We start from the raw sequence: 8,562 nt of genomic DNA, 5'->3' as shown, positions 1-8,562 counted from the left end.
ATAAAGTTGAATCACTAAAGAAAACCACTAAAAACATTCGCTTAGCCGATACTGGCGATATTAGAATCTCAGTTATTGCGGCATTAGGCCTAGATTTAATACCAAAAGCAGTCGTTAGTTATTGTAAGCTTAACCCAAAGGTTAATTTTGAAATTCAGACCCGACATTATGACAATATTCTTGCTTCATTAATTGAACATGAAAAAGATGTTGGAATTGCTTTTCACCCACCTAAAGAGCCAGGCCTTACCTATATAAACCTTGGAGAAGGTGAATTTGTTTGTATATATGCCAATGAAGAATTTGATGATCACCCAGAAAGAATTGAATTAAAAGATTTATCAGGTCATGATTTTATTGGTATGGAAAATAGTGGCCCCCTTGCTGATTTACTAAAAGATTCTTCTTTAGCTGAGAACGAGCTAAACCATGTTATTACTGCACAAACATACTTTCTTGCTTTAAATTTAGTCGCATTAGGCGGCGGTATATCCATTGTTGATGAATTTACCGCAAGATCAACATCTATCAACCCGGTTAAATATAAAGCGTTCAACCCACCCTCAAAATTCTCAATCAAAGCCATGCATGTAGAGCATGAAGTATTATCAAACTCGTGTGAAAAGTTTCTTCAATATTTTAAAGATGAGTTTCTGATGAAAACCATTGAACTTAAAGTATAGAAACTTAAAATTAAGAAATACAATTCATTTTATTTCCTAATTACATTGCATTTTTTAAGCTTTTGGCTACATTATCAACATCTTCCCAAACACGAAGCAAGTTAGCCCCCCATATTTTTTCTATATCTTGAACTGAATAACCTCTACGTAATAATTCTTTCGTTATATTCATGGTTTCGCTTGCATCTTTCCAACCCATAATACCGCCACCGCCATCAAAATCAGAGGCGATACCGACATGATTAACTCCCATAATTTTCACAGCATAGTCAATATGATCAACATAGTCTTGTACTGTTGCTAAAGGGTACTTTTTATCAATAATTTTCATACCAGCAATATATTCAGGCTTATGACTATGTAATTCATAGTTGTACTTTATGGCTTGATATTTTTCTGCAACACTTTTTCTGAGGGATTTTATGGCGACACTTCGTTCAGGATCTATTTTTAAATATGCACTTAATGCAACTAATTGCATAACCCCATTGGCATCTGCTAATGCTTTCATCATTTCATCTGTCATATTTCTTGGGCTATCAGTTAATGCTCGAACACTTGAATGGGAAGCAATAACGGGTGCTTTTGACAACGTTAGTGATTGCATCATACATTCGTCGGATACATGTGATACATCAACCATCATACCTACACGGTTCATTTCACTGATAACTTGTTTACCAAATTCACTGACGCCATGATGTTCAATGGTTACATCGCCTAGTTTTTCATTCGGTTGTGCGCTATCACAAATGTCATTATGCCCATTATGTGCCAAGGTCATATAACGCGCACCTTGGTTATAATAATTTTCTACAAGAGTTAAATCTTTACCTATTACATAACCATTTTCGATACCAATAATAGCGACCTTATAACCAGCCTTGTTTAATTTGATTACATCTTCTGGGTGTTCTGCTAAACGTATTTTTTCATGATAAAGTGAATCCGTCATCCGATGAATTGAATCAAACTTTCTTTGAGCTTGCGCTTTTGCAATAGCATAGTTTTCTGTTGTTCTTTGGGTTTGCGCTACATAAACAATAAAGAAAGCAGCATCTAATCCCCCTTGATCCATTTTATCAAGATCGACCTGCATTAATGTTTTTTGTCCGGGATCAAACATCTCTTTAAACGTATAATCAGGTGAAATATCAACATGCGTATCAATTGTTAATAGTTGTTGATGAATAGATTCTACATCTTCATTTTTATTTGGTTTTTTTTTGTCACCACTGCATGCAGTAAGTGCTAATGATGACAGTATTATTATAATAAGCTTTTTATTTTTCAAAATTCACTCTCTTTTTTGTTAATAATTATTAAGTTGTTATTGATTGTAAATATTAATATCTAACTCTCTTTCGCTTTTCCCAATCAATACTGAAACCATTAAATCGCCAGTTACATTCACGGTTGTGCGAGCCATGTCAAGAATACGGTCAATGCCCGCGACAATAGCGATACCTTCCAAAGGTAAACCTACTGAAGCTAAAACAAGTGATAGCATGATAAGTCCAGCTCCTGGTATGCCTGCCGTGCCAATTGATGCTAATGTTGCAGTTAATATGATGGTTGAATAATCTAAAAGAGATAAATCGATACCGTAAGCTTGCGCAATAAATAGTACTAACACACCTTGATATAGTGCAGTACCATCCATATTGATAGTTGCTCCCATGGGTAGAACAAAACTTGAAATGCTTTTTGAAACCCCTAAGTTTTCAGAGGCACATTTCATACTCACAGGCAAAGTTCCCGACGTACTCGTTGTAGTAAACGCCATAATTTGTGCCGCAAAAATACCTTTATAAAAACATTTAGGGTTTAATTTGCCAATTAGTCCAACTAAACCGCCGCCAATAAATAAAATATGAATAATACAACCGATATAAACCAGTACGATAACGTTAATTAAAGGCATTAAAACATCTAGACCATATTGACCAGCAACCCAAGCCATCAGCGCATAAACACCATAAGGTGCAAATTTCATAACGAATTCCGTCATTTTATACATGGCTTCAGCAAAACCTTCAAAAGCAGCAATGACTGGTCGAGCTTTACTTTCATCAATATGGATTAAAGAAATACCTAAAAAAATAGCGAAAACTATAATTTGTAATATATTACCTGTAGCTAATGCCGCTATAGGGTTTGTTGGAAACATACCTAATAATGCATCAACTATGCTTGTCGTGGGTTTTACTTCATTAATAAGAGAAACAGAAAGGTTTAAAGAACCCCCTGGTTGAAAAATGGTAGCTAATGCTAAGCCAATCGAAATGGCTACTGCTGTTGTGAGTAAATAAATAACAATTGATTTTATTCCTACTCGACTCATTTTACTCGCATCTTTCATCGAGGTTATGCCTACAATTAAAGAGCAGAAAACTAAAGGAACAATTAACATTCTTATGATATTAATAAAAAGCGTTCCTATTGGTCTTATCATTTCGGTACTGTCTCCGAGGATTATGCCAGTAATGACTCCTAATACCATGCCTATTAATATTTTTAGCCATAATGTCATTGGTTTACGGGCATTACCTGTATTTATGGTAACGTTTGCTGCTAAGTTTTCTTTCATTAAATAATTTCGCTTCTATGATTATTTTACGTATTTGAATTGGAATATATGTAATAAGTCGATAAAAACTCAATAATCATTCATATCAACAATAAGGTATTTGAAGTGTTAAAAATCCCCGCTTGTACCAAAGGGCGCACTACTAGCTGCATAAACAATTAATCACTATAAGTAGTTTACCGTTACCCATTAGTATTAATGGATAACGGCTATTTTGTGCAACAAATTACGTGTCATAAATACTTGAACTTTAGTATTTAAACCCTATTTTATTCATCTTTAAAGATGGCTACATAAGTAGGAGTGGTGTTAGATTTTGAGCCTCTATACATGCCTTGTGTATTAAATGGTAAACTCATATTACCTTTTGTATCGACGATAATTACTCCGCCTGTTCCACCGGCGGGCATTAATACATCATGAATAACTTCATTACCTGCTTGCTCTATAGTCTTTCCTTGATATTTTACGCGCGCACAAATATCAGCGGCGACATTAAAGCGAATGAAATATTCGCCATGACCCGTTGCTGATACAGCACAAGATTCATTTTCTGCAAATGTACCAGCACCAATAATAGGTGAATCACCGATGCGTCCAAAGCGCTTATTGGTCATGCCTCCTGTACTAGTACCTGCGGCAAGATTACCGTTTTTATCTAGCGCTACAGCACCTACAGTTCCTACCTTAAATTCTACATCTAATGCTTGATGAGCAGCTTGATAATCTACTTTGCCCTGTTCCGCTTTTTTCATTTTTTCTTTGGCTCTTAATAACGATTCATATCGACTATCAGTATCAAACAAAGAATTATTAATTAATGGAATACCTTGCGTTTTCGCAAATTCCTCAGCGCCATCACCACTTAACATGACATGAACGGATTCATCCATTACTAATCTAGCTAAATTAATAGGATTTTCTATGCGACGCACACCTGCTACAGCACCAGCTTGGCGAGTTTTTCCGTCCATTATAGAAGCATCAAGTTCGTGTATTTCATTATGTGTATAAACAGCGCCTTTACCTGCATTAAACATAGGTGAGTTTTCTAATATGTTGATTGCCGCTGAAATAGCATCAAGGCTTTCTCCACCTTTATCTAAAATTGCATAACCCGTTTCAACCGCTTCTTGTAACTTGGCTCGATATGCTTTTTCTTTTTCTGGCGTAAAATTCTTTTTACTAATAGTACCAGCGCCACCGTGGATAACTATTGCAAATGGCTTCTCCTTTGCTAAGGCAATGTTTGATGCAAACAATACCGAAGTTGCAACGGCTGAATTTAATAGTTTATTGATTATTTTCATATTATTCCTATTTTTAGTATTTATTTATATATTGAAGTTTATTAGCACAAGTTACCCGCCCCAAAGTAGAGGATCTAAATTACTAATGCAGCCATCCTTTATTTGTAACCCGAAAGCTCGATCATCTTGAAGTAACAGTGGAGCATCTAAATCAATAAACTTCGCTTGAGTGGCCAAGATAAGTGCAGGAGCCATAGATAATGAGGTGCCCAACATACAACCGACCATAATATCCATGCCATAAGACTTAGATTCTTTGGCTAAAGCTACACCCGCAGTTAAGCCTCCACATTTGTCGAGTTTAATATTAATTACATCATAAATTTTTGATAAATACTTAAGTTGTGATTGTGTATGGCAAGACTCATCTGCCGCTAGAGGGATTTTCGAATTCAAGCCCAGTAATTGTTGATCTTGATCTGCTGGTAAAGGTTGCTCAATTAGCACTATGGGTAAGTTTTCGACTTTTAATAAAACATCTTTTAGGATGTTTAATGTCCAACTTTCATTGGCATCTATGAGTAATTTGGCTTGAGGAGCATTTTCATGTACCGCCAATATGCGCTCGATAATATCAATTTGATCCAATTTGATTTTTATTAAGTCATAGCCTTTTAATTTTTTTGCCGCTTCTCCCATTTCTAATGGTGTCCCAATAGAAATGGTATGCACTGTTGTCACGTTTTTCGGAGCTGGAAAATTTAATAATTCAGCAACAGTGGTAGCTTGTTGTTTGGCAAATAAATCCCACATAGCACAATCAACTGCATTTCTTGCCGCACCTGCTGGTAATAGCTCTTGGAGTTGCTCTTGCCAATTTTTAGATACGAGTTTGTTCTGAATTGATTTAATATCAGAAATAACAGAACTCACGCTCTCACCATAATGCTCTGTCGGAACAGATTCTCCATGCCCTGTATGTTTACCATCTGATATACTACAAAAAACTATTTCAGTAGAAGTACGAGCCCCTCTTGCTATAACAAAAGGCTTTTTCAATTGCCAAGATTCACTATACACATTAAATTGAAGTTTTTTATCGTGCATCATAATGTATCTACCAAGTTTTTTACTCCCGTGAGTATTGGGTCAAAACAAGGTACGCCAAAACGTTTCTCCAAGTCTTTTATCATTGCCAGACCTTTTTCTTTACCTACTAAACGACAATTTAGCGAAATACCTGCCAACTTAATATTAGGGTTTGTTAGCCGTCCAACTGTAAGGTTATGCTCAATGCATTGTTTTAAATCGGGAAGTTTATAACCTTCTAAATCCTTAATAAATTGCCTACCCGCCTCATGACACATGACAATAAGATCACTTTGAGCACCATGAAGTAATCCTGTACTTACTCCAGCAAAAGACGGATTAAATAACGAACCTTGACCTTCAATAATATCCCAATGTTCTGGAGCAGCATCTGGCGAAATTAACTCTATCGCACCCGATATAAAATCAGCAACAACCGCATCAACACAAATACCGCTTGCACCTAATAACAAACCACTTTGTCCTGTTGCTTTAAACTCAACATCAAAGCCCTGTTGTTTCATTTCACGCTCAATTGCTAAAGAAGTGTACATTTTTCCTACAGAACAATCTGTACCAACAGTTAACAATCTTTTTCCGGAACGTTTTTTCCCTGTTCCTACAGGTATAGCACCTGTAAAGTGTCGTACATCATGAATTTGACAACCATGTTCGATAGCAGCATTACGAATTATTTCAATATCAACTAATTTTTGATGTAAACCACTGGCAACATCCATGCCTTGTTCGAGAGCTATAATTATATCTGAAATCCAACTTTCAGCTATTTTCCCACCACTATTTGCAAGGCCGACGATAAAAGTTTTAGCCCCTTTTTTCTTAGCTACTTCAGGTGTCATTTGCTCAACATTTAAACTGATAGTGCAATTTTTATTGGAATACTCGCCAATACATAAATCTGGTCGCCATTGGGCAATACCCCGAGATGTTTTAACCGCCAATGGAGATGTAGCATCCCCTAAATATAATAAAAATGGTTGTTGTAATATCAATGACTATCCTTTGTTTTGATTCAGTGCTGTCATAAAATTAATTCTAATATAGCAAGAGTTGGCTAAGGTAATGAAATAAAGCACAATAGGTATAGCTATTATCAATATGCTTAAACTTATAATGGTTAGCATTGTAATGGTCAATTAAAACTGAGAAGTTATTAAGCCACTTTTTTCAATTCATTATAGTTCTGATGCGGTGCCATATAATTAATATCTGAATGACGACGCTTATAATTATAAAACTCTGTTGATTCAGCCTTTCTGTTTTTAAACATCTAAAGAACCACTCCATTATCTCAACAATTTCCTTTGCAACTCATACTTTGAGTAATATTCAATTGTGTAAGTTTATTTCTAAATACTTTGGCTGAATATTATCCAGCAAGAAATAGCTGATGAACAAGCCCCTGAGATATCCTGAATTTGTTTATTGGTATAGACTTTCTCAATCATGAGTTTGGCATATTCTAGTTTCTGGCTAGGGCTGATATTAACTTTTACTATGTAGACACCTTTTAGGTTTTACTTATTTTAAGTTTTAAACCCTTTCAGTTTCACTAGACTATTTCAATATCACGATCGTACTAAGCGTTATCAACCCACCTAACTTAAAAGCATAAATATCACTGTTATGGTCAATTATTACGTTAACGTTCAACAGCCACAATTATTCACCTAATGCTTGGTATTTAACTAAACGATATAATGGTTGTTTAGCTTGGTGCATTTTGTTAGCAAGTACTTGATGTAAAGATTCATCCCAGTGAGTATATTGTGCAATAAATTCATCTGAAGCAGCCTTGTCGCCTTGATATTGAATATCCAGCAATTTTGATAATAACTTTTCAACTGTCTGTGGATATTTTTTGTAATTAATTGATAACTCACCTTTACTGTCATCAAAAGTAATTGCGCCATTTTGGGGTTCTAGGGATTTTCCCCTCTAAAGTAACATAAATCGCCATACTCACGATATCTAAAGGCATACAAAGGTGGGTTACTTCTCCAAAGTATGGCAAATTATGAGGTTAACTACCCCTTAAACTTAACGTAATTCCTATGGCTATAAAAAACGAACTCTCAATTCTTACCAAAGCTGAGCAGCTTGATCTATATTCTCCGCCACTATTAACCCTTGAACAGCAACGATTGTATTTTACGCAAAACGAGATCGAGTTAACAGAGTCGAAAAGCATTCGCCTAAGGAGCCATCGATGCTATTTCATTGCGTTATTAGGGTATTTTAAGTCTAAGCCTGTCATTCTTTCACCTAGCTTTAACCTCATCTTTAACGATATGCAGTTTATTTCAACGCAAGTTCAAGGAGGCAAAGGGCTCAGGCCTTTCAGCATAAATAAGATGCAGCGTGACCGTATTTATCAAAGAATACTGAGGCTACTAAACTATCAGAAATGGGAAGAAAGTCTGCACTTTGCGCCGTTGTACGATCATCTTGTAATGGTCGGCAAAGCTTGGCTTGAGCCTCGTTATCTATTCGATGCAGCCGCTGAATCTCTAGCAACGCATAGAATTGCCATCCCTAAATATACTGTCTTACAAAAGCTTATCAGTCGTGTTATCCAACAGGTAAAGAAGGGGTTAAATAATAAGCTTCGTATTCATGTTTCATCTGAACTACACGAATTTCTAAATACTATTATCGATGACAAAGATGGGCTCTCCTTAAGCCAGCTTCGAGCAGGTGCAAAAAGCGTTATGGTGACAGAGCTAAAAAAAGAACTGATTGTTTATCATCAGTTACAGCCTTATACAAGACAGATTGATGATGCTGTTAAGGACTTAGCCTTATCGTCTAAAAACCAACAACACTTCGGTGAAATGGTGGATTATTATGGTAGTAAACTAAAACGCTTTAAGCGTCCACAGCAACACCTATGGTTGCTGTGTTTTCTGACTCAACGCATACGGCAAAG

At 35.9% G+C, this 8,562-nt stretch carries 8 protein-coding genes and 1 pseudogene; 2 read left to right on the top strand and 7 right to left on the bottom strand.

From position 1 onward, the window contains the following. On the top strand, positions 1 to 683 hold a 683-nt coding region (locus Q0688_RS00960; protein ID WP_299071900.1), incomplete at its 5' end, for a LysR substrate-binding domain-containing protein. A gap of 40 nt (positions 684 to 723) precedes the next feature. On the opposite strand, the gene Q0688_RS00955 is transcribed toward Q0688_RS00960, so the two are convergent. The 7 genes and pseudogenes from Q0688_RS00955 to Q0688_RS00925 all read right to left on the bottom strand — a co-directional run bounded on the left by Q0688_RS00955 (position 724) and on the right by Q0688_RS00925 (position 7,457). Then, a complete protein-coding gene (locus tag Q0688_RS00955) occupies positions 724 to 1,977 on the bottom strand; it encodes a dipeptidase (RefSeq protein ID WP_299071897.1) in 1,254 nt (417 codons plus the stop codon). A gap of 36 nt (positions 1,978 to 2,013) precedes the next feature. Beyond that, entirely contained in the window at positions 2,014 to 3,273 is a 1,260-nt protein-coding gene (locus tag Q0688_RS00950) for a dicarboxylate/amino acid:cation symporter (protein WP_299071893.1), read from the bottom strand. A gap of 269 nt (positions 3,274 to 3,542) precedes the next feature. Then, complete coding sequence (locus Q0688_RS00945; RefSeq protein ID WP_299071890.1) at positions 3,543 to 4,583, bottom strand: isoaspartyl peptidase/L-asparaginase family protein; 1,041 nt, start codon at positions 4,581 to 4,583, stop codon at positions 3,543 to 3,545. A 51-nt stretch (positions 4,584 to 4,634) separates the two neighbouring features. Further along, positions 4,635 to 5,630: an N-acetyl-D-Glu racemase DgcA gene (dgcA, locus tag Q0688_RS00940; RefSeq protein WP_299071887.1), complete on the bottom strand. Its 996-nt coding sequence runs from the start codon at positions 5,628 to 5,630 to the stop codon at positions 4,635 to 4,637. Beyond that, positions 5,630 to 6,625: an N-acetyltransferase DgcN gene (dgcN, locus tag Q0688_RS00935; protein ID WP_299071884.1), complete on the bottom strand. Its 996-nt coding sequence runs from the start codon at positions 6,623 to 6,625 to the stop codon at positions 5,630 to 5,632. The genes dgcA and dgcN overlap by 1 nt, the downstream gene beginning before the upstream one ends. 161 nt (positions 6,626 to 6,786) lie before the next feature. Next, positions 6,787 to 7,002 (bottom strand): annotated as a pseudogene (locus Q0688_RS00930) (IS3 family transposase); the annotation flags it as partial. 293 nt (positions 7,003 to 7,295) lie between these two features. Then, positions 7,296 to 7,457: a hypothetical protein gene (locus Q0688_RS00925; RefSeq protein ID WP_299071881.1), complete on the bottom strand. Its 162-nt coding sequence runs from the start codon at positions 7,455 to 7,457 to the stop codon at positions 7,296 to 7,298. A 230-nt stretch (positions 7,458 to 7,687) separates the two neighbouring features. Here Q0688_RS00925 and Q0688_RS00920 point away from each other — a divergent pair. After that, positions 7,688 to 8,562 (top strand): DUF4158 domain-containing protein (locus tag Q0688_RS00920; protein WP_299071878.1); only part of this gene is annotated, 875 nt, incomplete at its 3' end.

The sequence above is a fragment of the uncultured Paraglaciecola sp. genome, assembly GCF_937123705.1.
GTDB lineage: Bacteria > Pseudomonadota > Gammaproteobacteria > Enterobacterales > Alteromonadaceae > Paraglaciecola.
This window is presented reverse-complemented; position numbering and strand designations above follow the sequence as displayed.

Excerpts from the sequence above, each read along its gene's own strand:
- dgcA (WP_299071887.1), bottom strand. The coding sequence starts at position 5,630 with ATGCACGATAAAAAACTTCAATTTAATGTGTATAGTGAATCTTGGCAA.
- Q0688_RS00945 (WP_299071890.1), bottom strand. The coding sequence starts at position 4,583 with ATGAAAATAATCAATAAACTATTAAATTCAGCCGTTGCAACTTCGGTA.
- Q0688_RS00950 (WP_299071893.1), bottom strand. The coding sequence starts at position 3,273 with ATGAAAGAAAACTTAGCAGCAAACGTTACCATAAATACAGGTAATGCC.